Here is a 24388-nt window from a genome sequence, read left to right on the forward strand (position 1 = left end):
AGTATGGAAAACCGCAAACTGGCGGTATTGATAGACGCGGACAACGCGCAGTCGGCGCTGATCGCCGAGTTGCTGGCCGAGGTGGCCAAATACGGCACCGCCGTGGTCAAGCGCGCCTACGGCGACTGGACCACCAGCCAGCTGAAGGGCTGGAAGGAAGTGCTGCATCAGTACGCGATTTCGCCGATTCAGCAGTTCGCCTACACCAAGGGCAAGAACTCCACCGACTCCGCGTTGATCATCGACGCGATGGATCTGCTCTACACCGGCAATTTCGACGGCTTCTGCCTGGTGTCCTCGGACAGCGACTTCACCCGCCTGGCCACCCGGCTGCGCGAGTCCGGGCTGATGGTGATCGGCCTGGGCGAGCAGTCCAAGACGCCGCGGCCCTTCATCGCCGCCTGCGACAAATTCGTGTTCACCGAGATTCTGCGGCCGGAGCCGGCGGCGGCCAAGCACGCGGCCGACAAGCCCAAGACGCGCAGTACGCGCAGCCGCGCCAAGCCGCAGCCTGAGAAGGAGCGCCACCCGCTGCAGGACATGTTCACCAATGCGATCGAGGCGGTGTCGCGCGACAGCGGCTGGGCGGAGTTGTCGGTGGTGGGCACTTATCTGGCCAAGAACGATCCCTCGTTCGACCCGCGGGTCTACGGTCATTCCCGGCTGTCGCAGATGGTGAAAAAGCTGGACTTCCTGACGGTGCAGGAAAGCCGCAACGGCTCCAAACTGCATTGCGAAATCCGGCTCAAGCAGGACGGCGAATCGCTGCCCGCAGCGGCTGCGGCCGCGCCGCCCGCGGCGGAGCCGCCGGAAACGCCGGCGCGCAAGAAGCGCAGCCCGCGCAAAAAGCCGGCTGCTGCCGGCTGAACCGGCTGCTGGTACACTGTTTGCATTCCTAAAGAACGTGTTTACGATCTCGCGAGCTAAGGCGAGACAAGGCGAAAACAGCTGAGAAAGCGCAATGTACAGGTGGTACATGAGCATTTCGAAGTTGGTTTCAACGCGGTATCGCCGACGCGTAGCAGATCGTAAATAGGTTCTAAGGATCCGCGTCGGCGTCCGTGCCCGCGATCCAAACAACAAGCCACATCAGCAAGGGACAGAACATGATTATCCGCGACGCCACGCTGGAAGACCTGGCGGCGATACTCGACATCTACAACGAGGTCATCGCCACCACCACCGCCATCTACAACGACGATCCGCTGTCCGCCGGCGAATTCGCCGTCTGGTTCCAGGACCGCACCGCCGCGGGCTATCCGGTATTGCTGGCCGAAGAGGGCGGCAAGATACTGGGCTTTTCCAGCTTCGGCGATTTCCGCGTCAAACCGGGCTACCGCTTCACCGTGGAGCACAGCGTGCACTTGTCCGCCGACGCGCGCGGCAAGGGCATAGGCACCGCCTTGGTGCAGGCCTTGTTCCCGCGCGCCAAGGCGCTGGGCAAGCACACCATGATAGGCGCGGTGGACGCCGCCAACGCGGGCTCCATCCGCTTCCATGAGAAATTGGGCTTCCAGCAGGTGGGCACGCTGCCGCAGGTGGGGTTCAAGTTCGGCCGCTGGCTGGATCTGGTGTTTCTGCAGCGCTTCATCGACGGCGCCAGCGAGGGTCCGGCGGCGTCCTGATCCGGAAATGAGAAGCGCCGCAGGGGTCTGCGGCGCTTGCTCGTGCTTTTTACCACTGTCGAACGCAGTGTTTTCTTGATATTTCTCTATTCACCCTTGTACGACTTAGCGCACCTCTGCAACGATATCCCTACTGAACACCTTTTCGCAATACTTGCATTTCATTTTTGTGTCGCGCGCCTGGGGTTTGACGTAGAAAAAGCTGGTCACCGGCTCGTTGTGCGAGATGCAGTTGGAATTGGGGCAGGAAAAAATCCCCTCGATGGTGTCCGGCAGCGCCAGCTTGTGCTTCTTCACCACTTCGAAATTGTCGATTACGTTGACGGTGGCCTGCGGCGCGAACAGCGCCAGTTCGTTGGCCTGTTCTTCCGACAGCGCGATGTTCTCCACCTTGATGATGTCCTTGGCGCCCATGTGGCGGCTGGACAGGTTCAATCCCACGGTGACGCGCTCGCCGGTTTCGCTGAGTTTGAACAGGCGCAGGATGACCAGGCCCTGGCCGGCCGGAATGTGGTCGATGACGGTGCCTTGTTTCAGCGCTTCTACGGTGCGGGTGTATTGCATGATGGTTTCCTTTTCCTGAATCAGACGGTCTCGTTCAACACCAGCGACAACAGCGCCTGGCGCGCGTAGACCCCGTTCTTGGCCTGTTCGAAGTAATAAGCGTGCGGCGTGGCGTCCACGCTGGTTTCTATCTCGTCGACGCGCGGCAGCGGGTGCAATATCTTCATATTGGTGCGGGCGCTGTGCAGCATGTCGGCGCGCAGCACGAACTTGCCCTGGATCTTCTTGAACTCGGCCTCGTCGAAGCGCTCGCGCTGCACCCGGGTCATGTAGAGCACGTCCACTTGCGGAATCACGTCGTCCAGGCTGCCGACCACGGTGTACTGAATGCCTTTTTCATCCAGCTCCTCGCAGATGTAGTCCGGCATCGCCAGCTGCTCCGGCGCGACGAAGTAGAAGCGCGCGCCGAACAGCGACAGCGCCTGGGTCAGCGAGTGCACGGTGCGGCCGTACTTGAGGTCGCCGACGAAGGCCACGGTCAGGTTTTCCAGCGTGCCCTGGGTCTCGCGGATGGTGAACAGGTCCAGCAGGGTCTGGGTCGGGTGCTGGTTGGAGCCGTCGCCGCCGTTGATGATGGGCACGTCGGAGAATTCGCTGGCCAGCCGCGCCGCGCCCTCCTTGGGATGGCGCATCACCACCGCGTCGGTGTAGGAGGCGATGATCTTGATCGAGTCCGCCAGGGTTTCGCCCTTCTTGGCGCTGGTGTTGCCGCCGTCGGCGAAGCCGATGACGCTGCCGCCCAGCCGCTGCACCGCGGTCTCGAAGGACAGCCGGGTGCGGGTGGAGGGCTCGAAGAAACAGCTGCCCACCAGCTTGTCCTTCAGCAGGTCGTTGCGCGGCTGTTGTTTCAGGCGGGCTGCCGTGGCCACCACCAGCTCCAGTTCCTCGCGGCTGAAGTCCGGTATGGAAATGATGTGTTTGCGGTAGAGGGGGTTGGCCATGGTCGCGTCCTTTCAATATTGGCTTTATGAGTCGCGGGTAAAAAAAAAGCCCCTGGAATCAGGAGCTTGTTTTCTTACTGCATCGGGGTCCGGGAACGGCAAGGCCTCGCGCCAACGGCAGGTCGCCGCCGTGGCGGGCGGTGCGTCGTGCGGGAAGCGTTGTTGCGTGGGTCATTGCCTGTGGTCCGAACAAAACTGCGGGATTGTAATCCCAATTCCGGCGCGGCGGTAAGACCCATGTCGCATTTATCGAAATTGATGGCAGAAAAGGGACACTTGCGCGTCTGCTGCGAGCTTTGGACGGCTATTGGCGCCTGTTCAACGCCGCATCGCTGAAGCGCAGCGGACATCGAACAGGCTCTCAGCGCAGCGCGTATTTGATCCCCAGGCCCAGGAAACAGACGCCCAGCAGGCGGTTGAGCAGCAGGCGGCCGCCGGGGGCGAACGCGCGGCGGCGCAAATGGCCGGCCAGCCACACCAGCAGCGCCAGGTAGAGCATATTGATCAGGCAGAACACCGCGGCCAGCAGCGCGAAGCCGGCCGGGCCGGCGCGACTGGCGTCCAGGAATTGCGGGAAGAAAGCCATGAAGAACAGGATGGCCTTGGGGTTGGCCAGGGTGATCAACAGCGAGCGGCGGAAGCAGGCGCTGGCGCTGCGCGGCGTCGGCGCGGCCACGGCGGCGGCTCCGCCGCCGCGGCGGAACAACAGTTTCGCGCCCAGCCAGACCAGATAGAGCGCGCCGGCGTAGCGCAGCAGCTCGAACCAGCCGGGATGGGCGGCCAGCAGCGCCGCCACGCCGCCGCCGGCCAGCGCGATCAGGATCAGATCGCCGGCCAGCAGCCCGGCCTGGGCCGCGTAGCCGGCGCGCAGTCCGCCGCCGCCGAGCGCGCCGAGGATGGACAGGGTGCCGGCTCCCGGCGTGACCACCAGCAGCAGCGAAGCGGCGACAAATGGCCACCAGTCGATTTCAATCATCGGGCTTTTCCTTTCGTCGTCCGGCGGCTCAGGTGCGGAAATCGCCCACCAGCGCTTCCAGCCGCGCCGACAGTTCGCGCAGATGGCCGACCGAGGCGGCCACCTGGCGCACCACGTCGCTATTGCTTTGCGCCATGCTGCTGATGCGCTCCACGTTCTGGGCGATCTCCAGGCTGGCCGCGGATTGCTCGCGGGTGGAGGAGGCGATGTCGACGATGCTGCCCACCAGGCCGTGGCTGCGGTCCAGCACGGTCTGCATCGCCTGGTTGGCGTCTTCGGCGATGGAGACGCTGTTGCCCACCAACTGGCTGCTCTTTTGCACATCGCTGACCGCGTCGCGGGTTTCCTGGCCGATGGCGTTGACGATGCGGCTGATCTCCACCGTGGCCTCGGCGGTGCGGCCGGCCAGATTGCGCACTTCGTCCGCCACCACGGCGAAGCCGCGGCCCATCTCGCCGGCGCGCGCGGCTTCGATCGCCGCGTTCAGCGCCAACAGATTGGTCTGGTCGGCGATGTCCTTGATCACGTTGACGATGGTGCTGACTTCGGCCGAACGCGCGCCCAGGCCGTTCACCCGTTCCGCCAGCGCGTGCATATTGTCGGTCATGCGGCGGATTTCGGCGGTGACCTGGTTGACGGTGGCGACGCTCTGTTCGGTCAGGCTGCCGGTTTCCCGCGCGGTGCTTTCCGCCAGCTGCGCGGTGTTGGCGATGTGCTGCACGCTGACGGTCACTTCCTCCACGCCGGCCGCGGTGGCGCTGGCCGCGTCCGATTGCGAGGCGGAGGCGCTTTCCACCTGGCGCGCGGACTCCTGCAAGGACACCGCGGCGGCGGTGACCGCCTGGCTCTGCTCGCGCACTTCCACGAACATGTCGCGCAGGCTGGCGATGAAGCGGTTGAAGGCGTCGGCGGTGCGGCCGATTTCGTCGCGGTTGCGGATCGGGATGCGGATGGTCAGGTCGCCCTTGCCGGAGGCCAGTTGTTCCATGGTGGCGGCCAGGTGGTTCAGCGGCCGGGTCAGCGCGCGCACCACGCCGGCCAGCACCAGCAGGATCAGCGCCAGCGCCACCGCGCCTATCAGCACCGCGGTCAGGCTTTGCCGGCGCGCGTCGGCGGTGATGGCTGCGGTGGGGATGCTGACGCCCAGCGTCCAGAACTGGCCGGTATTGGCCACTTTCACCGGGTGGAAGAAGTGGGTGAAGCCGCCGGCCTCGTAGACGAAGTCCTCGCCCTGCTTGATCTTGCCCAGATAGGGCGTCAGCGGGCTGTCCTTGGGCGCCGGCTTGCCCAGCAGGCCGGCTTCCGGATTCACCACGTAGAGGCCGCCTTCGGACAGCATGCTGACGTAGCCGGTTTCATACAGCCGGATCTGGCCGAATTTCTTTTGCAGGTCGTCCAGCGCGATGTCGGTGGCCGACACGCCCAGCATTTTGCCGGCGGCGTCCTTGATCACCACGGCCAGCGAGCTTTCCAGGATCTTGCGGTTCTGCACTTCGTAGGGGTAGGGCTCGGTGATGGTGTCGCGGCCGCGCTGCTTGGGCACGTAGTAGAAATCGCCCCAGCCCGGTTTTTCGTAGTCGGGCTGATAGCTTTCCGGGTGCTCCTTGAACTTGGGGAATTCCTTGACCCGGTCCGTCGACATCATCACGTCCATCTGCGCCTTGCCCTTGTCGTTCTTGGTGACGTAGGGCTGGTAGCGGCCGGTGGGGTCGTGGCGCGGCCAGTCCATGCGGAAGCCGTTGTCGTTGCCGTCGAAGGCGTTGGGCTCCCACAGCATCCACAGGCCCACCGATTGCGGCGCGTTGTCCAGCATCTGCTGTATCGTGTTGTCGGTGTGCTTGCGGTCCGGGTGGGCGACGCGCTGTATGCCCTGCACCGCGTCGGCCAGGTGGCGCGGCAGGGTGAAGTTGCGCGCGAAGTCGCTTTCCGCGTCCTTGGCGTAGCTGCTGGCCTGTTCCGAGGCCAGCTTGTAGCCCTGGTCCACCGCCGAGCTGTAGCTCTGCCAGGCGATCAGGCCAATCATGACGGCGAAGCCGACGGCGATGGCGGCGGCGGCCACCAGGATGATGCGGGTGCTCAGGCGGCCCCATTTCTGCTGTTCCATTCTTCTTTCCCCAATACCTTGCGAAGCTTGTTATAGGGCGGTCTGCCGCGGCAGCGCGCGAGCGGAGGCGAAGCCCGGCGTCTTGCCCTTATTTATAGACATTAAAGCCAGAGGCTCGCGCCGGTCCATGCCGACGCGTTAAAAGCGGGCCGCCGCGCGGCGGAACGTGGGGAGCGCGCCACAAGGGCCGCGGCGGCAATATTTACAGCCGCGTGACAAGCGACGGCGCGCCGCGTTATCTAGCAGGCTTTGCGCGAGCTTGACGGTGAATTCGCATGTCATGCGAGGCCGCTAATTTGGCCGCCGGGCTAATGGAATACCTTGCAAATGCCGATAGCGGAGTTGATGCTGAAGAAAGGCGCGCCCGGGCGGCATCGGGCGGGCCGGTCCATTTGCGCCGGCGATATCGGCCGGCGAGGTCCCGGTGACAGGGTGGCGGAGACGCATGCGCGCGGCCGGCGGCACAGGCGCGCGGCGGGATAAAGAGCACAGAATGATCAAGTGCATAGAAGTGGCCGATCTCAAGGTGGGCATGTACATCCACGATCTGAACTGCGATTGGATGTCGCACCCCTTTTTGCTTAAGCGTTTTCTGGTCAAGGACGAGGAAGAGATCCGCAAGATTGCCGACTCCGGCATTCACGAGGTGTACATAGACACGCGCAAGGGGATGGACTTGCCCTCCGCGCCCACCGCCACCGAGGTGAAGAAGCAGTTGGAGGAGCAGATCCGCGAGTTCGGCAGCAACGAGACCATCCTGGAGCGGCAGGTGGAGGCCGGCGCCGAGTTCGGCCGCGCCCAGCTGATCCACAGCGAAGCCAACCAGATCATCCAGGGCATTCTCAAGGACGTGCGGCTGGGCAAGCAGGTGGAGCTGGAGATGGTGGAGCCGTCGGTGACCAAGATGACCTCGTCCATCCTGCGCAACGGCGGCGCGCTGCTGTCGCTGTGCCGGATCAAGGACAAGGACAACTACACCTTCCAGCATTCGGTCAGCGTAGGCGCGTTGATGGTCAGCTTCTGCAACGCGATGGGCATGAGCAAGGAAGTGATCCATCACGCCGGCATCGGCGGCATGCTGCACGATATCGGCAAGATGAAGATTCCGGACCGCATCCTCAACAAGCCGGGCAAATTGACCGAGCAGGAGTTCACGGTGATGAAGTGCCATGTGGTGGAGAGCAAGCAGATCCTGCTGCAAACCACCGGCATTTCCGAAACCGCGGTGCTGGTGGCGGCGCAGCACCACGAGCGTCACGACGGCAGCGGCTATCCGGCCGGGCTCAAGGGCGAGGAGATCTCGCAGCTGGGGCAGATGGCGGCCATTGTCGACGTCTACGACGCGCTGACTTCGGACCGTTGCTACCACAAGGGCATGGCGCCCACCGACGCCTTGCGCAAGATCTACGAGTGGTCCAAGTTCCACTTCAATCCGCAGCTGGTGCAGGCTTTCATGCGCAGCATAGGCATTTATCCGATCGGCACCCTGGTGCGCCTGGAGAGCGGCCGGCTGGGCGTGGTGGTGGAGCAGAACGAGAGCAATCTGATCTCGCCCAAGGTGAAGGTGTTCTTCAGCACCAAGAGCAATGTCTACATCCCGCCGGAGATGGTGGACTTGTCGCGAGGCATGGGCTTCGGCGGCGGCGACCGCATCGTCAAGCATGAGTCGCCGGACAAGTGGAAGATAGATCCGCTGCGTTTCCTATAGCGGGGCGGAGCGCCCCGCGCCGCTCAGGCTAGCGGTAATCCCCCCACACGGTCTGCATCGCCGCCACCGCGGCCAGCGCCGCGGTTTCGGTGCGCAGGATGCGCGGCCCCAGCTTCAGCGGCGTCCAGCCGGCGTCCAGCGCCGCGGCCTCTTCGCGGGCTGAGTAGCCGCCCTCCGGCCCCGCCATCAGCCAGGCGCGCGCGGGCGCGGCGGCGATGTCGGCCAGGCGCTGGGTGCCCGCCGGCGACAGGATCAGCCGCGCGTCGGCGGCCGGCGGCTGTTTCAGCCATTGCTCCAGCGACAGGATGGGCAATACTTGAGGAATGGCGTTGCGGCCGCTTTGCTCGCAGGCGGAAATCACGATCTCCTGCCAGCGCGCCACGCGCTTGTCGGCGCGCTCGCCGGACAGCTTGACGATGGAGCGTTCCGCGGCGATGGGCTGAAACGCGGACACGCCCATCTCCACGCCTTTTTGCAGGGTGAACTCCATTTTGTCGCCGCCGGAGATGGCCTGGGCCAGGCCCAGCCAGATCGGCGTTTCACGTGAAACCTCGTCGAAGCCTTCGATGCGGCAGTGGGCGTCGCGTTTCATCACCGCGTCCAGCGTGGCGGAATACTCGCCGCCGCGGCCGTTGAACAGGGTGACGGCGTCGCCGGCATTGAGCCTCAGCACCTGGACATGGCGCACCACGGTGTCCGGCAAGGCCAGCGTTTGGCCGACGCTAAGGTCGGCGTCAATGTAAAACCTGGGCATGACGTATTGAAAGTCGCTGTTGATACCGGTATTTTGCTTTGTTTGCTGCGATTGCAGCAAATGGGATTGCAGCGGCCTTGGGGGAAAACGAATGCAGGTGCTGGAACAGGTGATGCAGGTGCTCAGGGAAGTGGCGCGCGACGAGGTGATGCCGCGCTTTTTGCGCGTGGGCAAAAGCCGCAAGGACGACGGCACGCTGTTCACCGAGGCCGACATGGCTTGCCAGCAGGCGCTGCAGGCCGCCTTGCCGCGCATTCTGCCTCACCCGGTGCTGGGCGAGGAGATGGAATTGGCCGAGCAAGACCGGCTGTGGGCGGAAAACCAGGACGGCCTGTGGGTGGTGGACCCGATAGACGGCACCACCAACTTCGTCAACGGCCTGCCGTATTTCGCCATCTCCGTCGGCCTGATGGTGGGCGGCAAGAGCCGCTTGGGCGTGATCTACAACCCGGTGTCCCAGGAAATGTTCTACGCCAGCCGCGGCGAGGGCGCTTATCTGAACGGCCAGCGCCTGCCCTTGAAAACCGTGGTCAACACCATGTGCGACGCCATCGCCAGCGTGGAGGTCAAATACTTGCGCTCCGGCAAGCTGGCCGCGCGCATCGGCAGCACCTGCCCCTGCGGCAGCCTGCGCAATCTGGGCTCCAGCACGCTGGACTGGTGTTATCTGGCGGCCGGACGCTACGATCTCTATCTGCACGGCGGCCAGCGGCTGTGGGATTACGCCGCCGGCGCGGTGATCCTGGAAGAGGCCGGGGGTCAGATCGCCAGCCTCAACAGCGACGACTACTGGAGCGACGTGATCTGGAAGCGCTCCGCCATCGCCGCGCTGAATCCGGAGCTGTTCTCCCAATGGCACCGCTGGGTGCGCGCCAACCAATAGCCCGGCTTCAGCCGCGGAACATGAAATAGACCGCGCCCACCAGGCACAGCCCGGCCCAGACGTAATCCCAGCGGAAGGGCTGGTTCATGTAAAACACCGCGAACGGTATGAATACCGACAGCGATATCACTTCCTGAATGATCTTCAGCTGCGACAAGCTCATCGCGCCGTAGCCTATGCGGTTGGCCGGCACCTGCAGCAAATACTCGAACAAGGCGATGCCCCAGCTGGCCAGCGCGGCCAGCCACCAGGGCTTGGACGACATGTCCTTCAGGTGGGCGTACCAGGCGAAGGTCATGAACACATTGGACAACACCAGCAACAGCGGCGTCAACAGATAGGGCGAGAGATTCATGATGCGCGCTCAGCGGCCGGCGTTCCAGTTGGCGACGGCTTCTTTCTTGTTGTCGGCCTGAGCGCCGATGGCGCCGCAGTTGCCGTTGTCCGGATAGCGGCTGCATTGCACCCAGAAGCGGCGGGAGCCGGCCTTGACCAGCAGGGCGGGCGCGCCGCATTTGGGGCAGGGTCTGAGGGCGGTTTGCGGTGTTTGGCTCATGGCGGAAAGTCCGGCTGAAACCGGCATCTTACCCCAAGCCGCCGCGTGATGGCGGCGGCATGGGGTCAGCGCTTAGCGGCGCGCTTTCAGCGCCGCCGCGGCCGAAACCGCCGGATCCGCCGCCTTGACGAAGTTGGCGACGTAGCCGCCCAACAGCTTATGGGTGTGGGTGGTGGGGTGCAGCACGTCCCAGAACACGAAGGCGTCCGGATTGCCGCATTCCGCGCGCGGTTTCTGCTCCCAGATATAGGGCAGGCTGGCGTTGCCGGCGATGTCCAGGCAGGACTGGGTGGCGTTGCTGACCTGGTACTTGGCCGGGTTGTCGAGCAAGTCGTCGAACAGGGTGTTGCTGTCGAACAGGTTCAGCTTCAGCGTGCTGCCGTACTTCTGTTGCAATTGCGTCACCAGCAGCGCCAGTTTGGCGTTGTAATCGCGCACCTGCGGCGCCAGCGCGGCGGCCTTGCCGCTGGCCTGGGCCGCAGGAGTGCGGGCCAGATTGGGCAGGTTCAGCACCACGATGTGGCGCGCGCCGGCGGTGATGACGCGTTCCAGCGCCTTGCCCTGGTCGGCGATCACCTGGTCCACGGTGCGGCCGTAGTTGAGCAGGTCGTTGCCGCCTATCAGCATGGTGAACAGGGTGTTTTCCGGCCGGTAGTTGGCGGCCTTCTGCATGTATTGCGACCACGATTCCACCTGCTGCAGCAAGCCCGGCACCACCAGGTGCTGATCGCCGGCGGAGCCGCCTATCGCCCAGTTGTAGATCGGCAGCTTCAACTGCTCGGCCAGATACTCCACCCAAACTCGGTCATTGCTGAAGCGGCCGATGAACCAGCTCTTGGCGTTGGGCAGCCGCCATTGCGAGGCGCCGTACATGTTCTGAGTGTCGGACAGGCTGTCGCCGAACACGATCAGCTTGTTGACGCGCGCCGGCTGGCTGGCGCTGTCCTGGCTCCAGATGGTGTGGTTGTAGGACATCTGGTTGTTGGCGGCGGCGTACAGCGCCACCGGGCGGTTGACGCCCTTGGCCGCCAGCGTTTTCTGGCAGACCCCGGCCAGGGTGTCCTGAGCCACGTCGCTGTAGAACATGTTCTTCAGCGCGACGATGCTGCCGGACCACCAGTAGCCGTTGACGCGGTAGTAGTCGCCGCTGCTGGGGTCCAGCGCCCAGTGGTAGCTGGTTTGCGGCTTGCCGGCGTTCATGTCCAGCCGGTAATAGCAGCGCAGATAGGTGTAGGTGGCGGCTCCCATCGCCACGGCCGGCTTGGCCGCCGCGGCCTTGACCTGGGCTTCGCTGAGCGGCCCGCCCGGGGACAGATAGTCCAATTGCGGGTCCAGCTGGGCATGGGCCTGGCTGGCGGCGAACAGGCCGGCGGCGGCCAGCAGGCCGCGTAGCAGTTGAGGTTTCATAGCGACTTTCCCGATACGTGATTTGAGTCAAGCTGTCTGTTGTATGCCGTCTAGCGCGGCCGTTGCGGCGTGGTGCCGTATCGGGATATTTAAGTATTTACAGGTGAAAATAAACGGTAATTTTAAGTTATGCGTAAAAATGCCATATGGCTTAAACGCTGTGGTTTTTCATGCGAAAACGCCCGCGCAAGGCGGGCGTTCACTGAGATTGGATGTGACGGCGGCAGCTAGGGCGGGGGCCTAAGCCGTCAAGAGCACAGATCAGACGCTGAGCGCGACGATCTTCAAGGGATGCTTGCCGTCCGGGCTGGGGAAGTCCGCGTCCGGGGCGATCCATTCCGCCGCGCGCACTTCGCGGCCGGCCTTGGCCGCGCTGCGCTTGAGCGCTTCCAGCCAGTCGTCGCCGTCCACCTGCGCGACGTTGTTGCAGCAGATCAGCGTGCCGCCGGGCGCGGTGGCCAGCAGTGCCGGCTTGAACAGCGCCTGGTAGTCGTTGATCAGGTCCACCACGCCGAAGGGGCTCTTGGAGTAGCGCGGCGGGTCCAGGAACACCAGGTCGAACTGGCGAGCTTCCAGTTTGGGGAAGGGCGGCATTTTCTTGCCGCGCACGCGCTCCGGCTGGCCGATGCCGGACAGCTGGCGGATGGCGGCGAACACATCGCTCTGCACGCAGCGCGGCCGAGTGGCCAGCAGGTTGAGCTTGGCGTTGGCGCGGCCCACGCTGAGGCTGGATTCGGCGAAGTCCACGTTCATCACGAAGCTGGCGCCGGCCTTGGCCGCGGCCACGCCGACGCCGCAGGTGTAGGCGAACAGATTGAGCACGCTCTTGCCGGCGGCCAGCTGCATCACGTGGCGGCGCGCGGCGCGCAAATCCAGGAACAGCCACGGGTCCTGGCCCTTGTGGCGGGCGCGGTAGTGGTAGTTGACGCCCAGTTCGCGGATGGTGTGGTCGGCTTCGGCCTCGGCCTGTTGTTCCAGCGTCAGCGCGTTGCCGATGCGGGAGTTGTCGGCGCTGCGGTCGTTGTAGAGCAGCGGCAGGCCGGGATGGCTGGCCTGGTAGTGGGCGCGGATCGCCGCCAGTTCGTCCTCGCTCAGTGGCTGGTGGAAGGTCTGGGCCAGCAGCTGCTCGCCGTAGCGGTCCACGGTCAGGCCGGGCGCGCCTTCCACGCTGCCGTGGAACAGGCGGTAACAATTGGTGTCTTCGGCTTGCAGCCGGGCGATCAGTTCTGCGCGCGCGGCTTCGGCGCTCTGCAGCAATGGGGTCAGGGAGGACATCGGGGGCCTTCGCTTGCGGTTCCGGGCCGGCTCGCTGCTTGGGGGCGGGCGCGCCGGAAAATCCTTCATTGTATGCCTTGCCGCAGCCGCGCTCAAATGCGCGTCCGGAAAAGCCCTTGCAAAACAACAGGCCGCCGGTGGGCGGCCTGTCGGGGAAGGGCTGGGTCGCTTGCTTGATTCAATCGATTTTAGAACCGGTCCTCAGCGTCGCGGCAGGGCGGCCAGGCCGGCGGAGCCGTTCATGAAGCCGTAGACCTCGTCCGCCAGCACTTTGTGGGTGCGGGTGGTGGGGTGCAAGGTGTCCCAGAACACGAAGCTGTCCGGATTCACGCAGTTGGCGCGCGGGCTCTGGGCGCTCAGGTAGTTGGTGCTGGAGTCCGCGTTGATGTTGAGGCAGGACTGGGTGACGTTGTTGAACTGGTAGGCGGCGGGGTTGCCCAGCACCTTGTTGAACAGCGCGTAGCTGTCGAACACGTTCAGCTTGAGGCCGCTGCCGTATTTGAGGCGCAGCTGGGCGGCCAGCGCGTTCAGGCGCTGGTTGTAGTCGCGCACCTGGACGGCCACCTGGGCCGCGCCGGACTTGAACTGGAACACCGGCGCCCGCGACACGTCGGGCAGATTGAGCACCAGGATGTTGCGCGCGCCGGCGTCTATCAGGCTGGTCAGCGCCTGGCTCTGGCCGCTGATCACCTTGTCCACCGAGTTGTTGTAGTTCACGAAATCGTTGCCGCCGATCAGCATGGTGAACAGCGTGGTGGCCGGATCGTAGTCGCGGGCCTGCTTCATGTAGTCCTTCCACGACTGTACCTGTTGCAGCACGCCGGGGATCACCAGCTTTTGCGTGTCCACGCCGGCGCCGCCTATCGCCCAGTTGTACACCGGCAGCTGCAGGCGGCCGGCCAGGTACTCCACCCACACCTGGCCGTTGCTGAAGTGGCCGAGGAACCAGCTGTTGCGGTTGGGCAGCGTCCACATCGAGGCGTTGTAGACGTTCTGGTTGTCCGACAGGCTGTCGCCGAAGGCGACGATCTTGTTGACGGCGGCGCCTTGGCCGGCCTTGTCGTTGGTCCACACCGTGTAGTTGAACGACAGCTGGTTGTCGGCGGAGAACACCATCGCCGGGTTCTGCTGGATACCCTTTTTCTGCAAGGTGCCGCGGCACACCGATTGCAGCGTGCTTTGCGCCACGTCGGTGTAATACATGTTCTTCCAGTCCAAGGCGCTGCTGGACCACCAATAGCCGTTCAGGCGGTAGTAGTCGCCGCTGCTGGGGTCCAGGCCCCACACGTAGTCGGTGGTGGGCTTGGCGGCGTCGCCGCCGGTGCGGTAATAGCAGCGCAGATAGGTGTAAGTGGCCGGGCCGGGCACCGACATCAGCTCGACATTGGCGTCGCCGCGCGCGGCGCGGCTCTGCGGCGCCGGCGGAGCCGTCTTCAGCAGCTGCTCGCGGCTCAGCGGGCCGGACGAGGACAGCACATGGCTGTAGCGCGGGTCGGGCTGGATGGGTTCGGCGGCGGCGGCGTGGGCCAGGGGGCTCAGGGCAAAGCCCAGCAATAGCAGCGATTTCATTGTTGTCTCCTCGTGTGGAGCGCCGTCAGGCGACGGCGCGAACGCATGGACCGGCGCCGCTGGCGGCGCGCAATCCGCGTGCCGCCTAGGCTAGCCAAGAAAAATGAAAATTTCATGCAAATGGAATGATTGCTCTATTTCCAAGCGTTTGACTGTCGTATTGCTGCCAGCGCAGCAAAGCCGCATTGATATGCCATATTGAAATCATTCGGCCTGAGTCGCCGCCGGAGCGCTTGCAGATATCGCTCTCGCGGCCGGGCTTCATCGGCATGCGGGGACGGAAATGCGACAAGCGCGGGAGCTGCTGAAAACGCTGTATACGATGGCGATGATGGTGGAGGCGCGCGATGCCTATACCGGCGGGCATTTATGGCGGGTATCGCGCTTGAGCTACGCGTTGGCCGATGATCTTGGCCTGCCGCAGTCCGAGGTGGAGCGCATCGCGCTGGGCGGCTTTTTGCATGATCTGGGCAAGGTGGGCGTGCCGGACGCGGTGTTGAACAAGCCGGACAAACTCAGCGACGCCGAGTACGAGGTGATCAAGACCCATCCCCGGGTGGGGGCGGACTTGCTCAGCGATCACCCGCTGGCGGAGCTGGCGCTGGACGCGGTGCTGCGCCACCACGAAACGCCGGACGGCCGCGGCTATCCGCAGGGGCTGAGGGACAAGGAGATTCCTCTGGCGGCGCGCATCGTCGGCATCGCCGACGCCTTCGACGCGATGACCAGCACCCGGCCGTATCGGCGGGGCATGCCCAAGGAGCGCGCGCTGGCCATCGTACGGGAGAATCTGGGCACCCAGTTCGACCGCGAACTGGGCGAGCGCTTCATCCTGCTGGGCGAGGCCGGCCGGTTCGATCACGTGATCGGCCACAGCGAGCCGGGCATTCCGCTGCAATGCTGTCAGGGCTGCGGTCCCATCATCGCGGTGCCGCGCGGCATGGCCGACGGCGAGGAGATCTTCTGTCCCAGCTGCGCCGGCGGCTATAGGCTGACGCGACGCGGGCCGCATCTGGAGCTGGCGCCGTCCGGCCACTCCAATCCGGCGCTGGCGCGCCAGCCGCGGGCCGACCCGGGGCTGATCGACGATCTGCTGTTGGGCGCCGAGCAATTGTTGCAAACGCGCAAACCCAGCCTGCTCGAGCGCCTGTTTGGTTGAAGGAGCGCCGGCGGGGTCCGACGGGAATAACAGCGAGGCCATGCGCGCTTGTACGCTTGCGTGGCAATACCAATGGTATAAGCTGGCTGAGAGCCTGTTCCAAGCCCGTAGGGGCAAAACCGTTTTCCCGGCGGTTTTCGCTTGGCCTCGCTGCTGCTCGCTGGGCTTTGAACCGGTTTAAGTCCGCAACGGACCGCTCGCCGTGCGCTTGGCGCCGCGGCGGCCCGCGCCCGGCAGTCCCCTTTCTCTCGCTGCGCCCGCGCGCCGTCCGTCACGCCTGGGCCGATAGGAGCTTGCATGCATCAGCTCGATCCCGCTCTGGCCGTCTGGCTGGAAGAATACAACCGCGAACTGGCCGAGTTGGTGGCCAAAGGATACAAGGCGACGTCGATAGGCGCGCGCGAAGCGCTGGCCAATCTGACCCGACAGCTGGTGACGCCGGGACCGGACATCGCCTGGGTCAACGACGACCTGGTGCCCGGCCGCGATTTCACCGTGCCGGTGCGCGTCTACCACCCGGATCCGAAGCGAGCGCTGCCGGTGCTGGCGTTCTTCCACGGCGGCGGGCACATGGTGGGCAGCGTCAGCGTTTACGATCCGATCTGCCGGCGCTTGGCCGCCGCCAGCCAGCACGTGGTGGTGGCCGCCGACTACCGCTTGGCGCCGGAAAGCCCGTACCCGGCCGGCTTGCAGGACGCCGCCGTCGTGGCCAAGGGCTTGTGGCAGGCGCTGGACGCGCGCGGGCTGCCCTATCTGCGCCAGCTGTCGCTGGCCGGGGATTCCGCCGGCGGCGCGCTGACGTCCAGCCTCAGCGCTTTGGGGCAGTACGACGCTTCGCTGCGGATCAAGCGCCAGGTGCTGATCTATCCCAGCGTCGACTACACCTTGAGCCAGCCGTCGGTGGACGAGAACGGCGAAGGCTATCTGCTGACCAAGGCGCGGGTGGCCTGGTATTTCGATAACTACTTCCAGCACGCGGAGAACCGCCTGCAGGCCTCGCCGCTGCATGGCGGATTCAGCCGCAAGCTGCCGCCTACCATGCTGGTGTCGGCCGGCTTCGATCCGCTGCGCGACGAGGCCTTTCTTTACGCCGACAAGCTGCGCGCGGCGGAGGTGGAGGCGGAGCATTTGCATCTGGACGGCATGGTGCACGCCTTTCTCAATCTGGAGGCCATCGTGCCGGACGTCTGCCGCATGGTGTATCAGCGCATCGCTGCCTTCCTCAATCGCTAGCGCGCGCCGCCGGAAAGCAGAACCGCCGCCGGGTAGACCGGGCGGCGGTTTTTTTGCGTCGCATTAATGCCGTTGTACTGACGGACGTCGCTTATGGCGCGGCGCGCGTCGTCAGCACAATGGCAAGCGTGACCAAGCGGGGAAACTCAATAGTTTTCCGGGCAGAAGTGGCGTTCCACCAGTTCGATCAGGATGTGCAGCACCTTGATGTGCAACTCCTGCACTCGGTCCGCGAACTGACCGCCGGGCGTGTTGACGTAGACGTCGGCCAGCGGCTCCAGCCGAGTGCCGGCGCGGCCGGTGAGGATAATCACCTTGACGCCCATTTCACGGGCCACTTGCGCGGCGTTGACTATGGTCTGGCTATTGCCGCTGGTGCTGATGCCGATCAGCACGTCGCCGGCGCGGGCGTGGCTTTCCAGATAACGCGAAAACACGAACTCGTAACCGTAGTCGTTGGCCACGCAAGTCATGTGGCTGGGATCGGAAATGGCGACGGCGGCCATGCCGCGGCGGTTTTTGCGGTAGCGGCCGGTCAGCTCTTCGGCGAAATGCATGGCGTCGCACATCGAACCGCCGTTGCCGCAGGAAAAGACGCGCCCACCGCTTGTCAGGCTGGCGATCAGGGTTTGCGCCGCCGCGTCGATGCTGGCCAGCGCTTCCGGGTTGGCCAGCAGATTGGCCAAGGCGGTTTGCGCCTCGTTCAGGCTGGCTTCGATGTGTTGAATCATGGTGGTGTCTCGTTTCATGCGGTGCGGCAAAACAACAGTCTACACCCGCGTCGGGTCCGGGTCAGCCGATCTGGCGGCCAAACCAGACCACGCGGCCGATGACTTCGAATTCGCCTGTATTGCGTTGCAGGTCCACGGTAAAGGTTTCGTACAAGGGATTGGCGCTGCGCACCTGCACCGCGCCGCCGGGCAAACGCTGCAACTGCTTGACGAAGATGTCTTCGCCCATGCGGATCACGTACAGGCCCTCGCCGGGCGAGTGTTCCGCGGTGTTGACCAGGATGGTGTCGCGGTCCTCCAGCACGCCGCTCATGCTGTCGCCCTTGACGCTGATCACCGCCAGGTCCCGGGCGGACGCGTTCAGATGGTTCTTGATCCAGTATTTTCGGAACGCCATATAGAACATCGGCGCTTCATCGCTGGCATTGGAACCGAAGCCGGCCGAGGCCTTCAGGTTATAGCGCGGGATGAAACAGAACTCTTCATGGACGTTGTCGGGTACAAAACAGTCCGAATCGCGTTCTAGTCTGATCGAAGCGCCCAGCGGCGGCGCCGACTCGTACTGCGGCCCGCTGCCGTGCAGCAGCCATTCCAGCCTGCAGCCGCTGGCCTCCGCGATCTTGCTGGCTGTGGCCGCGCGCGGCACCCCGCCGTGATACCACATATTGGTGAACGAACCTTTGTTGATTCCAATGCGGGTGGCCCAGGCGTAGGGCTTTTCCGCGCCTATCAGCAACTCCAGCCGTTGCTTGAAGTCACTTTGTTCCAAGTTTTTTTCCATATAGAACTCCATTTGGCGTGCGAGGCCGGCGCCACGGCTCGGTCAAATGACCTGAACTAAAGGACAGGTAGTGACATCGTACTAATTGATCGGTTTTACGTTTTGAACTAAAATAGCACTTATGAATCTGAGGCAAGTTCAAAACAAGTCGGCGCAAGGCAAGGTCCTTGTGTGAGCCAGCGCATGAATGGCTGTATTCGATAGAATTCATGGGCTTGCCAGTGTTTAGAACGACAGTTCTAAATGCAAACTGCGTACATGACCTTGATTAATTATAACTCATTTAGAACTTATCGTCTTTGTTCCGTGATTACAAGGAGATTTCCGCGATGACCGTAGCCAATATCGCCCCGGCCCTGCCCGAAACCATGCGCCTGGTGGCGGAACTGATCGGTTTGCCGCGCACCTTGCAATTGGTGCAGGCGCTGGGCGGCACTACCTTGCCCATCTCCAAAAACCAAAGCAAGGCGGGGCAACTGCGCTTCGCCGCGCTGGTGGAGGTGATAGGCGAAGACGCCGCAGCCAGCCTGACTCATCATTTTGGCGGCGACATCCTGTACGTGCCGCGCTGCAGCCAGGCCTTGCGCTTGGCGCGCAATCAACAATTGCTGAGCGACTTCGACCAACTGCTGGACCAGGGACTGGGCGCCAACGAGGCGGTCAGCGTGCTGGCCATCCGTTTCCAACTGAGCGACCGCATGGTGTGGCGCGTGCTGAAAACGCCCAGCCAAGACCTGCATTAAGGCGATACGCCGCTTCCCCCCCTCTTCCGATTTCTCCTGTTTGTTTCAAGCCGGTTCCGTCCGCCTGGCAGGGCTGCGCGCGCGCCGCGCATGACGGCCGGCCAATGAGCCACGTTTCGTCAACAAAAGGAGTCTTCATGGCCAGCAGAGCTATTTCCGACCTGCACCCGCAGTTGCAACCCCTGGCCGAAGCGTTTGTGCGGCGCTGCCGCGACGCCGGCGTGGAGGCCTTGATCACCTGCACCTGGCGTTCCGGAGCGGAACAAGACGCCTTGTACGCGCAGGGCCGCAGCCGGCCCGGGCTCAAGGTGACCAACGCCCGCGCGGGCCAGTCCGCGCACAACGCCATGCTGCACGGCAGCCCGGCGGCGCGCGCCTTCGATGTGGTGCCGCTGATCGGCGGCAAGCCGGTCTGGGACGCCCACCATCCGCACTGGCAGCTGATGGGCGAGATCGGCGCCGCGCTGGGCCTGAACTGGTATGGCCGGGCGGACGCGCCTTTCCGCGAGTTTCCCCATTTTGAGTTGAATCCGACCGACCTCGACAAGGAGAAGAAATGATGCGTCTGTCCGACTTGCTGACCCGGCCCGGCGGCCGCCGGCTGAGCCATTCCCGGCTGTGGGCCAACATCGCCTGCGCCGCGGCCACGCTGCTGTTCGTGGTGGAGGGGCTGCGCGGCGCCCTGGGCGCGGAGATCTGGCTGATTTATCTCGGCATCGTCGGCGGTTACTCCGCCGGCTTGCGCCTGATAGCCGCCTGGCGCGACCGAGGCGGCCGCTGATGGGCTCGGGGCCCGCATGGCTGAAGCTGGGAGGCTGGCTGTTGCCGCCCTTGCTGGCGGCTGGCTTGGCGTATCCGCTTGGGCTGCGCCACGGCGCGGAGAACTGGCGCGCGCGTTTGGCCGAACAGCGAGCGGCGGATCAAGGCCGCCTGACCGCCGAAGCGGAACGCGCCCAGCGGCAATTGGAGGCCGCCTTGCTGCAGCAGCAACGCTTGCGCGAGCTGCTGGGCCGACAGGAGGCGCGCTTGCTGAGTCAACAACAGGACCTGCAGCGGCGGCTGCAAGACCAGAAACAAAGGATCGAATATGTCGTGCAACAGGATGGCGGCCGTTACGGCGGCCTTGGCCCTGACAGCCTGCGCCTCTACCGGCAAGTCCTCGGCTATCCCGCCGCCGCAGTGCCCGCAACCGACTCCGTATCTATTGCAAATCCCCATCAAGCCGCCGCCGCCGGCGCCGGGTTACCGGCAGCAGACCTCCTGGCTCACGCCGCCGACTACGGCGCCTGGTGCCAGCAACTGGAACAAAGGCTGACGGCGCTCGGCGGGCTGTTCACATCCGAAGGACCACAACCATGAGCGACTTTTTCGATCGGGCCAGCGAACTGGAGACCGAGTTTCGCGAGCAAGCGATTGCCCGCCATTACCAACAGTTCGATCAGACCGGCTACAGCCACTGCGAGGATTGCGGCGATCCCATCCCGTCCGCGCGCCGGGCGATCATGCCCAGCTGCACCCGCTGCGTGATCTGCCAACAATTGGCCGAAGGCTGAAAGGCGGGTTTCACGTGGAACATGACAATTTGATGGCCCTGGGCCGCATAGAAGGCAAGCTCGACATGATCGTGGCGCACCTCGCCAAACAAGACAAAAAACTGGAAGAGCTGGACGGCCGCCTACGCGACGTCGAAGTCCAGGCCGCGCGCAGCGGCGCCATGTCCGGCGCCTTGTCCGCGCTGGCGGTGACGCTGCTGGGCGAATTCCTCAAGCGTTTGATTCACTGAGCGGCGGTACGCCGTTTCATCCGCCGCCTCCGGCGCGGCGTCGAATTTCCGTCTTCTCAAACCTTGTGAAAGGAATCCAGATGTCGCAAACGACGATCTGTATCAAACCGCAGCTGCAGTTCAATTTAATTGGCCATGAAGACGCTGCAATGGCCGCGGATGGCAAGGGCGCGCAGTTCCAGATGAATGCGACTTGTTGCGGCCAAGAAGGAGGCAAGGGACAAGGCGTGCCCAGCGGCGCCGTCATGCATTTTGCCGCGGAGAAAGCCCCGGAAGGCTGGCTGAAGGCTGATGGCAAGGCCTATGCCAAAAGCGCGTATCCCACCTTGTTCAGCGTGATCGGCGACAGCTTCCGCGATGCGAAGAACAGCGACGAAGCCATGTTCAATGTCCCTGACCTGCGCGGCGAATTCATTCGCGGCTGGGACGACGGGCGCGGCGTAGATCCGGCTCGCAAGCTCGGCAGCGCGCAGAAAGGCACGCTGGTCGCCGCCAACGAGTATTTCAGCGACAACGAGCTGTACAACATCAGCACCAATGTCGGCGCAGGACAGGCAGCCGCCGGCACCGCCGCCTTCGGCGCGGATATTCCTGACTTGGCCGGCTATCCCGGCCTGGAAATGCACTACGTGACCGGCGTCAAGGGCGCTTTGGGCAACTATGTCAGCTCGGTCGGCGCAGCCCGCCCGCGCAACATCGCCCTCTTGGCCTGCATCAAGGTCTGATCCTCCCCGGCCGCGCCCGCGGCCGCAAGCTCCACTGACATCGCTCAGCTAAGCCCAAAACCGCGGGCGCGAGACAATAGCCTTATCGATAAACCGATGAATCCTTGAGGAAATCATGTCCCAGCTGATCCAACTGCAAGACGCCATCGCCGACCGCCTGCGCCAGGGCCTGGGCCGCATGGTGCGCGAAGTGGCGGCCGACCTGGACGAAACCGGCCTCTGCGGGCTGGATCTGGCGCAAGGTCGTCACCAAAGCCGGCTGACGCCGGCGGCGGGCAGCCCGGGCCTGAATCCGCAGGCGCTGGCGCGTTTGCCGGCCTTGTGGACCGTGGCCGGCGGCGTGACCGCCTGCCAGCCTTCGGCCAGCCAACGCCAGCGCTACAAGGCGCAGGCCCGCTTCACCGTCATCGTCGGAGACCGCCTGCAGGCGGATCGCGGCTACGCCGGCGCCGGCGTCTGGCAGCTGGTTTACGCGGTGCGCCGTTTGCTGGCGGCCCAGGATTTCAGCCTGGCGGTGTCGCCGCTGATTCCCGAGCAAGTGCGCCCGCTGGGCCAGGCCCAGCGGGACGGCGAGCCGTGGAGCCTGGTGGCCTGCGATTTCTCCACCCACTGGCTGGACGAGGCGCTGGACAACGGCCACTGGCCGTCGCCGCAGGGCGAGGCCGATCCGGACCAGGTGTTCGCCCGCTTCGGAGGCCGGCTGGAAGGCCCCGCCACCGAATGGCGCAGCACCCGGCTGGACTACAGCCTGGACGGCAAGCCGGGCGTCAAGGCCCAGGATGTCGTGCTGCAGCCCAAGCCGCCCCGCATTTGATTTTTCGCAGTATCCCGCCGCGCCGTCCGGCGCGACGACTTTCCCCCAACCGCATCAATCAGGAGCCCATACTCTATGGCCAGCCCCAACATCAGCTTCGACCAGATTCCGGCGTCCATCCGCAAGCCGGGCAAATACTTCGAGTTCAACACCAAGCTGGCGGTGCGCACCCTGCCGGGCAATCCGCAGCGCGTGCTGGTGATCGGCCAGCGCTTTGCCGACGCCGCTCAGCCGGCGCTGGCCGCGCTGGACGTGTTCAGCGACGAGCAGGCCGCCCAGGCTTTCGGCCGCGGCTCCTACGCTCATCTGCTGGCCCGCGCCGCCATCAACGCCAATCCCTATCTGCAGCTCAGCGTGATCGCGGTTGACGACGCGGACAGCGCCGCCGCCGCCGTCGGCACCTTCACCTTCACCGGCCCGGCCACCGGCGCCGGCGTGGCCAGCCTGTTCATCGGCGGCCGCCGCATCGACGTGGCCGTGGCCGCCGGCGACGACGCCGCCAAGATCGCCGCCGCCGCCAAGGCCGCCGTCGACAAGCTGGCTGACCTGCCGGTGACCGCCGCCGTCGCCAAGGAAGTGCTGACCCTGACCGCCCGCCACAAGGGCGCGGCAGGCAACGCCGTCGCGCTGAAGGCGCAGGAGCAGATCGCCGGCCTCGGCATCACCGTGGCCGCGATGAAAGGCGGCGCAGCCGATCCGGACATCGCTCCGGCGCTGGCGGCCGTGGTCAGCGGCGGCCACCACATCGTGGTCAGCCCGTTCAACAACGACGCCGCCTTCACCGCGCTGCGCACCCATCTGGACTTCGTGTCCGGCCCGATGGAGCAACGCGGCGCCATCGGCGTGGTCGGCGCCGTCGGCGCGCTGGCGGAAGTCAGCGCCATCGCCTCCAAGCTGGCCAGCGGCCGCGTCAGCGCCGCCTGGTATCGCGGTTCCGCCAAACTGCCGGGCGAACTGGCCGCCGCCTACGCCGCGGTGATCGCCAGCGAGGAAGATCCGGCCCGTCCGCTGAACACCTTGGAACTCAAGGGTCTGGACGTGGTGGAACTGGCCGCCCGCACCAGCCGCACCGAGCAGGAAAACGCCCTCTACAACGGCGTGACCCCTCTGGAAGTGGGCCCGGGCGAGCGCGTGCAGATCGTGCGCTCCATCAGCACCTACACCAAGGACGCCCAGGGCGTGGACGACGTGTCGCTGCTGGATCTGACCACCATCCGCACCCTGGACTACGTGCGCCGCGCCTGCCGCGAACGCGTGGCGCTGCGCTTCCCGCGCGAAAAGCTGTCCGATCGCACCCCGTCCAAGGTCCGCTCCGAGCTGCTGGACGTGCTCTACAAGCTGGAAGAGCTGGAAATCATCGAGGCGGTGGAAGCCAACAAGGACGGCCTGATCGTCGAGCGCGACGCGCAAGACGTGAACCGTCTGGACGCCAAGATCCCGGTGGACGTGGTCAACGGCCTGCATGTGTTCGCCGGCCGCATCGATCTGCTGCTGTAAGCGGCGCGGGGTAAACACGCGGGGTGCCGCGGCGCGCCGTCTTGCCCCTGCGTGCTTACCCGAGCGGACCTAGTTTTCCTCGTTAACGCTTGACCCGGCGGCCCGCCGCCAAACCGGCAGGGCCGTCCACATGAAACCGAAAAGGACATTCACATGGCTTTGAAAGAATACGCAGGTTCGATCGTACTGGAAGTCAACGGCCAGGAAATCGACGTCATCGATCTGAACGTCAGCAGCAAGACCGGCCGCAAGCTGGTGAAAACCATGAACAGCAGCGGCCGCGCCCGCGGCTTCGCGCGCGGCATCTCGGAATACGAGCTGTCCGTCACCGTCTCCATTCCGCTGTCCGGCGAGCTGGACTGGGAGGCGATCGAAGGAGCCAAGTTGACCGAATTCCCGGTGGCGCCGGGCGGCAAGCGCACCAGCTACCTGGATTGCTTCACTCTGGAAGTGGGCGAGAAATACGGAGTGGAAAGCGAAGCGCGCCGCGATATCAAGCTGCTGTCGCTGCGGAAGGTAATTGAGTAACACGCTTAGTTTGACTGTATGCGGTGTGCCGA

28 protein-coding genes are annotated in these 24388 nt (G+C 64.6%); 16 read left to right on the top strand and 12 right to left on the bottom strand.

Going from position 1 to position 24388, the window contains the following annotated elements; all coding sequences use genetic code 11:
- The first annotated feature begins 3 nt into the window (after positions 1–3).
- Complete coding sequence (locus JW897_RS14100; protein WP_205466624.1) at positions 4–867, top strand: NYN domain-containing protein; 864 nt, start codon at positions 4–6, stop codon at positions 865–867.
- Between the two features lie 239 nt (positions 868–1106).
- Positions 1107–1625, top strand: coding sequence for a GNAT family N-acetyltransferase (locus tag JW897_RS14105; RefSeq protein ID WP_048415903.1), 519 nt, complete (start codon positions 1107–1109; stop codon positions 1623–1625).
- Between the two features lie 105 nt (positions 1626–1730).
- Here JW897_RS14105 and pyrI read toward each other — a convergent pair whose 3' ends face one another.
- The 4 genes from pyrI to JW897_RS14125 form a co-directional block, all read right to left on the bottom strand.
- Positions 1731–2189: an aspartate carbamoyltransferase regulatory subunit gene (gene pyrI / locus JW897_RS14110; RefSeq protein ID WP_043589228.1), complete on the bottom strand. Its 459-nt coding sequence runs from the start codon at positions 2187–2189 to the stop codon at positions 1731–1733.
- 20 nt (positions 2190–2209) lie between these two features.
- On the bottom strand, positions 2210–3130 hold the full coding sequence (pyrB, locus tag JW897_RS14115) for an aspartate carbamoyltransferase (protein WP_048415904.1): 921 nt from the start codon (positions 3128–3130) through the stop codon (positions 2210–2212).
- Positions 3131–3491: 361 nt separating this feature from the next.
- Complete coding sequence (locus JW897_RS14120) at positions 3492–4106, bottom strand: LysE family translocator (protein ID WP_205466625.1); 615 nt, start codon at positions 4104–4106, stop codon at positions 3492–3494.
- Between the two features lie 28 nt (positions 4107–4134).
- The gene (locus tag JW897_RS14125) at positions 4135–6210 is read right to left on the bottom strand and encodes a methyl-accepting chemotaxis protein (protein ID WP_205466627.1); all 2076 of its coding nucleotides are present in this window, start codon (positions 6208–6210) and stop codon (positions 4135–4137) included.
- Between the two features lie 493 nt (positions 6211–6703).
- Between JW897_RS14125 and JW897_RS14130 the strand changes: the two genes are divergently transcribed.
- Positions 6704–7918, top strand: a complete 1215-nt coding sequence (locus JW897_RS14130) for a cyclic di-GMP phosphodiesterase (RefSeq protein WP_048415937.1) — start codon at positions 6704–6706, stop codon at positions 7916–7918.
- Positions 7919–7946: 28 nt separating this feature from the next.
- On the opposite strand, the gene JW897_RS14135 is transcribed toward JW897_RS14130, so the two are convergent.
- Complete coding sequence (locus tag JW897_RS14135) at positions 7947–8672, bottom strand: 16S rRNA (uracil(1498)-N(3))-methyltransferase (protein ID WP_048415938.1); 726 nt, start codon at positions 8670–8672, stop codon at positions 7947–7949.
- Between the two features lie 91 nt (positions 8673–8763).
- On the opposite strand from JW897_RS14135, the gene JW897_RS14140 reads away from it, so the two are divergent.
- The gene (locus tag JW897_RS14140) at positions 8764–9555 is read left to right on the top strand and encodes an inositol monophosphatase family protein (protein WP_048408466.1); all 792 of its coding nucleotides are present in this window, start codon (positions 8764–8766) and stop codon (positions 9553–9555) included.
- Positions 9556–9562: 7 nt separating this feature from the next.
- Here JW897_RS14140 and JW897_RS14145 read toward each other — a convergent pair whose 3' ends face one another.
- From JW897_RS14145 to JW897_RS14165, 5 genes are all read right to left on the bottom strand, one after another.
- Positions 9563–9910 (bottom strand): DMT family protein, encoded by a 348-nt coding sequence (locus tag JW897_RS14145; protein ID WP_048415907.1) that lies wholly within the window; start codon positions 9908–9910, stop codon positions 9563–9565.
- A gap of 9 nt (positions 9911–9919) precedes the next feature.
- Positions 9920–10111, bottom strand: coding sequence for a Lar family restriction alleviation protein (locus tag JW897_RS14150; RefSeq protein WP_205466629.1), 192 nt, complete (start codon positions 10109–10111; stop codon positions 9920–9922).
- 72 nt (positions 10112–10183) lie between these two features.
- Positions 10184–11518 (bottom strand): SGNH/GDSL hydrolase family protein, encoded by a 1335-nt coding sequence (locus JW897_RS14155; protein WP_205466631.1) that lies wholly within the window; start codon positions 11516–11518, stop codon positions 10184–10186.
- A gap of 261 nt (positions 11519–11779) precedes the next feature.
- Entirely contained in the window at positions 11780–12793 is a 1014-nt protein-coding gene (locus JW897_RS14160) for a class I SAM-dependent rRNA methyltransferase (RefSeq protein ID WP_205466633.1), read from the bottom strand.
- 201 nt (positions 12794–12994) lie between these two features.
- A complete protein-coding gene (locus tag JW897_RS14165; RefSeq protein ID WP_240352207.1) occupies positions 12995–14362 on the bottom strand; it encodes an SGNH/GDSL hydrolase family protein in 1368 nt (455 codons plus the stop codon).
- 283 nt (positions 14363–14645) lie between these two features.
- On the opposite strand from JW897_RS14165, the gene JW897_RS14170 reads away from it, so the two are divergent.
- Together JW897_RS14170 and JW897_RS14175 are read left to right on the top strand one after the other, a co-directional pair.
- Entirely contained in the window at positions 14646–15521 is an 876-nt protein-coding gene (locus JW897_RS14170) for an HD domain-containing phosphohydrolase (RefSeq protein ID WP_205466635.1), read from the top strand.
- A 297-nt stretch (positions 15522–15818) separates the two neighbouring features.
- A complete protein-coding gene (locus tag JW897_RS14175) occupies positions 15819–16754 on the top strand; it encodes an alpha/beta hydrolase (protein WP_240352208.1) in 936 nt (311 codons plus the stop codon).
- Positions 16755–16900: 146 nt separating this feature from the next.
- Here JW897_RS14175 and JW897_RS14180 read toward each other — a convergent pair whose 3' ends face one another.
- Positions 16901–17485, bottom strand: coding sequence for an SIS domain-containing protein (locus JW897_RS14180; RefSeq protein ID WP_205466636.1), 585 nt, complete (start codon positions 17483–17485; stop codon positions 16901–16903).
- Between the two features lie 61 nt (positions 17486–17546).
- On the bottom strand, positions 17547–18266 hold the full coding sequence (locus JW897_RS14185) for a S24 family peptidase (RefSeq protein WP_053077522.1): 720 nt from the start codon (positions 18264–18266) through the stop codon (positions 17547–17549).
- 329 nt (positions 18267–18595) lie between these two features.
- On the opposite strand from JW897_RS14185, the gene JW897_RS14190 reads away from it, so the two are divergent.
- From JW897_RS14190 to JW897_RS14235, 10 genes are all read left to right on the top strand, one after another.
- Positions 18596–19009, top strand: a complete 414-nt coding sequence (locus JW897_RS14190) for a Mor transcription activator family protein (RefSeq protein ID WP_048415913.1) — start codon at positions 18596–18598, stop codon at positions 19007–19009.
- Between the two features lie 137 nt (positions 19010–19146).
- Positions 19147–19569: a M15 family metallopeptidase gene (locus tag JW897_RS14195; RefSeq protein WP_048415914.1), complete on the top strand. Its 423-nt coding sequence runs from the start codon at positions 19147–19149 to the stop codon at positions 19567–19569.
- Complete coding sequence (locus JW897_RS14200; protein ID WP_231589344.1) at positions 19566–19790, top strand: hypothetical protein; 225 nt, start codon at positions 19566–19568, stop codon at positions 19788–19790. The genes JW897_RS14195 and JW897_RS14200 overlap by 4 nt, the downstream gene beginning before the upstream one ends.
- The gene (locus JW897_RS14205) at positions 19790–20368 is read left to right on the top strand and encodes a hypothetical protein (protein ID WP_205466638.1); all 579 of its coding nucleotides are present in this window, start codon (positions 19790–19792) and stop codon (positions 20366–20368) included. Before JW897_RS14200 ends, JW897_RS14205 begins: the two co-directional genes overlap by 1 nt.
- Positions 20365–20562 (top strand): TraR/DksA family transcriptional regulator, encoded by a 198-nt coding sequence (locus JW897_RS14210; protein ID WP_043589247.1) that lies wholly within the window; start codon positions 20365–20367, stop codon positions 20560–20562. Before JW897_RS14205 ends, JW897_RS14210 begins: the two co-directional genes overlap by 4 nt.
- A 14-nt stretch (positions 20563–20576) precedes the next feature.
- Positions 20577–20792, top strand: coding sequence for a hypothetical protein (locus tag JW897_RS14215; RefSeq protein WP_043640201.1), 216 nt, complete (start codon positions 20577–20579; stop codon positions 20790–20792).
- A gap of 80 nt (positions 20793–20872) precedes the next feature.
- A complete protein-coding gene (locus JW897_RS14220) occupies positions 20873–21517 on the top strand; it encodes a phage tail protein (RefSeq protein ID WP_082159164.1) in 645 nt (214 codons plus the stop codon).
- A gap of 115 nt (positions 21518–21632) precedes the next feature.
- Complete coding sequence (locus JW897_RS14225; protein WP_048415915.1) at positions 21633–22331, top strand: DUF1834 family protein; 699 nt, start codon at positions 21633–21635, stop codon at positions 22329–22331.
- A gap of 75 nt (positions 22332–22406) precedes the next feature.
- Positions 22407–23828 carry a phage tail sheath C-terminal domain-containing protein gene (locus JW897_RS14230; protein ID WP_048415916.1) on the top strand — a complete coding sequence of 474 codons (1422 nt, stop codon included), beginning with the start codon at positions 22407–22409 and terminating at the stop codon, positions 23826–23828.
- Positions 23829–23981: 153 nt separating this feature from the next.
- On the top strand, positions 23982–24356 hold the full coding sequence (locus JW897_RS14235) for a hypothetical protein (RefSeq protein WP_043589272.1): 375 nt from the start codon (positions 23982–23984) through the stop codon (positions 24354–24356).
- Positions 24357–24388 lie beyond the last annotated feature (32 nt).

Source organism: Chromobacterium alkanivorans, assembly GCF_016937655.1.
Taxonomy (GTDB): Bacteria; Pseudomonadota; Gammaproteobacteria; order Burkholderiales; family Chromobacteriaceae; genus Chromobacterium; species Chromobacterium alkanivorans.

Excerpts from the sequence above, each read along its gene's own strand:
- JW897_RS14100 (WP_205466624.1), top strand. The coding sequence starts at position 4 with ATGGAAAACCGCAAACTGGCGGTATTGATAGACGCGGACAACGCGCAG.
- JW897_RS14105 (WP_048415903.1), top strand. The coding sequence starts at position 1,107 with ATGATTATCCGCGACGCCACGCTGGAAGACCTGGCGGCGATACTCGAC.
- pyrI (WP_043589228.1), bottom strand. The coding sequence starts at position 2,189 with ATGCAATACACCCGCACCGTAGAAGCGCTGAAACAAGGCACCGTCATC.
- pyrB (WP_048415904.1), bottom strand. The coding sequence starts at position 3,130 with ATGGCCAACCCCCTCTACCGCAAACACATCATTTCCATACCGGACTTC.
- JW897_RS14120 (WP_205466625.1), bottom strand. The coding sequence starts at position 4,106 with ATGATTGAAATCGACTGGTGGCCATTTGTCGCCGCTTCGCTGCTGCTG.
- JW897_RS14125 (WP_205466627.1), bottom strand. The coding sequence starts at position 6,210 with ATGGAACAGCAGAAATGGGGCCGCCTGAGCACCCGCATCATCCTGGTG.
- JW897_RS14130 (WP_048415937.1), top strand. The coding sequence starts at position 6,704 with ATGATCAAGTGCATAGAAGTGGCCGATCTCAAGGTGGGCATGTACATC.
- JW897_RS14135 (WP_048415938.1), bottom strand. The coding sequence starts at position 8,672 with ATGCCCAGGTTTTACATTGACGCCGACCTTAGCGTCGGCCAAACGCTG.
- JW897_RS14140 (WP_048408466.1), top strand. The coding sequence starts at position 8,764 with ATGCAGGTGCTGGAACAGGTGATGCAGGTGCTCAGGGAAGTGGCGCGC.
- JW897_RS14145 (WP_048415907.1), bottom strand. The coding sequence starts at position 9,910 with ATGAATCTCTCGCCCTATCTGTTGACGCCGCTGTTGCTGGTGTTGTCC.
- JW897_RS14150 (WP_205466629.1), bottom strand. The coding sequence starts at position 10,111 with ATGAGCCAAACACCGCAAACCGCCCTCAGACCCTGCCCCAAATGCGGC.
- JW897_RS14155 (WP_205466631.1), bottom strand. The coding sequence starts at position 11,518 with ATGAAACCTCAACTGCTACGCGGCCTGCTGGCCGCCGCCGGCCTGTTC.
- JW897_RS14160 (WP_205466633.1), bottom strand. The coding sequence starts at position 12,793 with ATGTCCTCCCTGACCCCATTGCTGCAGAGCGCCGAAGCCGCGCGCGCA.
- JW897_RS14165 (WP_240352207.1), bottom strand. The coding sequence starts at position 14,362 with ATGAAATCGCTGCTATTGCTGGGCTTTGCCCTGAGCCCCCTGGCCCAC.
- JW897_RS14170 (WP_205466635.1), top strand. The coding sequence starts at position 14,646 with ATGCGACAAGCGCGGGAGCTGCTGAAAACGCTGTATACGATGGCGATG.
- JW897_RS14175 (WP_240352208.1), top strand. The coding sequence starts at position 15,819 with ATGCATCAGCTCGATCCCGCTCTGGCCGTCTGGCTGGAAGAATACAAC.
- JW897_RS14180 (WP_205466636.1), bottom strand. The coding sequence starts at position 17,485 with ATGATTCAACACATCGAAGCCAGCCTGAACGAGGCGCAAACCGCCTTG.
- JW897_RS14185 (WP_053077522.1), bottom strand. The coding sequence starts at position 18,266 with ATGGAAAAAAACTTGGAACAAAGTGACTTCAAGCAACGGCTGGAGTTG.
- JW897_RS14190 (WP_048415913.1), top strand. The coding sequence starts at position 18,596 with ATGACCGTAGCCAATATCGCCCCGGCCCTGCCCGAAACCATGCGCCTG.
- JW897_RS14195 (WP_048415914.1), top strand. The coding sequence starts at position 19,147 with ATGGCCAGCAGAGCTATTTCCGACCTGCACCCGCAGTTGCAACCCCTG.
- JW897_RS14200 (WP_231589344.1), top strand. The coding sequence starts at position 19,566 with ATGATGCGTCTGTCCGACTTGCTGACCCGGCCCGGCGGCCGCCGGCTG.
- JW897_RS14205 (WP_205466638.1), top strand. The coding sequence starts at position 19,790 with ATGGGCTCGGGGCCCGCATGGCTGAAGCTGGGAGGCTGGCTGTTGCCG.
- JW897_RS14210 (WP_043589247.1), top strand. The coding sequence starts at position 20,365 with ATGAGCGACTTTTTCGATCGGGCCAGCGAACTGGAGACCGAGTTTCGC.
- JW897_RS14220 (WP_082159164.1), top strand. The coding sequence starts at position 20,873 with ATGTCGCAAACGACGATCTGTATCAAACCGCAGCTGCAGTTCAATTTA.
- JW897_RS14225 (WP_048415915.1), top strand. The coding sequence starts at position 21,633 with ATGTCCCAGCTGATCCAACTGCAAGACGCCATCGCCGACCGCCTGCGC.
- JW897_RS14230 (WP_048415916.1), top strand. The coding sequence starts at position 22,407 with ATGGCCAGCCCCAACATCAGCTTCGACCAGATTCCGGCGTCCATCCGC.
- JW897_RS14235 (WP_043589272.1), top strand. The coding sequence starts at position 23,982 with ATGGCTTTGAAAGAATACGCAGGTTCGATCGTACTGGAAGTCAACGGC.